Consider the following 985-nt stretch of genomic DNA (forward strand, 5'->3'; position numbering starts at 1 on the left):
GGTCCATAATCTGGATCGGGGACCGTGTATGGTGGGTAGTTTGACTGGGGCGGTCTCCTCCTAAAGAGTAACGGAGGAGCTCGAAGGTACGCTCAGCGCGGTCGGACATCGCGCACTGTGTGCAAAGGCATAAGCGTGCTTGACTGCAAGATCGACGGATCAAGCAGGTAGGAAACTAGGACTTAGTGATCCGGTGGTTCTGTATGGAAGGGCCATCGCTCAACGGATAAAAGGTACTCCGGGGATAACAGGCTGATACCGCCCAAGAGTTCATATCGACGGCGGTGTTTGGCACCTCGATGTCGGCTCATCACATCCTGGGGCTGTAGTCGGTCCCAAGGGTATGGCTGTTCGCCATTTAAAGTGGTACGCGAGCTGGGTTCAGAACGTCGTGAGACAGTTCGGTCCCTATCTGCCATGGGCGTTGGAGATTTGAGAGGGGCTGCTCCTAGTACGAGAGGACCGGAGTGGACGAACCTCTGGTGTTCCGGTTGTCACGCCAGTGGCATTGCCGGGTAGCTATGTTCGGAAGCGATAACCGCTGAAAGCATCTAAGCGGGAAGCGCGCCTCAAGATGAGATCTCCCGGGGCACAAGCCCCCTGAAGGAACCATATAGACTATGTGGTTGATAGGTCAGGTGTGTAAGTACAGCAATGTATTGAGCTAACTGATACTAATGATCCGTGTGGCTTGACCATATAACCTCAAGTTGCCTTGGCCGACATGACATGTCGATAGATCCCAAGTGCACGCTACGTCACAAGACTTACGAGAGGCAGGCGCCTTATCCGTTCCTTAGGATGGCGACGCTCCAACTGTCTCCCTGGTGAAATTAGCGCTGTGGAACCACCCGATCCCATCCCGAACTCGGAAGTGAAACGCAGCTGCGCCGATGGTAGTGTGGCCTAAGCCATGCGAGAGTAGGTCATCGCCAGGGTTTTTACCCCGAAAACCCCGCTGCTCACGCAGCGGGGTTTTCCTTTT

General features: G+C 54.7%; 2 rRNA genes. Both read left to right on the forward strand.

The features are described 5' to 3' along the window. Positions 1–699: ribosomal RNA gene (locus ACLFKU_RS43605) — 23S ribosomal RNA — on the forward strand; the annotation flags it as partial. A gap of 124 nt (positions 700–823) precedes the next feature. Continuing rightward, positions 824–938, forward strand: a 5S ribosomal RNA gene (gene rrf, locus ACLFKU_RS43610). Positions 939–985: the final 47 nt, after the last annotated feature.

Origin of the sequence: Paraburkholderia sp. EG304 (genome assembly GCF_046543485.1) — a bacterium.
GTDB lineage: Bacteria > Pseudomonadota > Gammaproteobacteria > Burkholderiales > Burkholderiaceae > Paraburkholderia > Paraburkholderia youngii.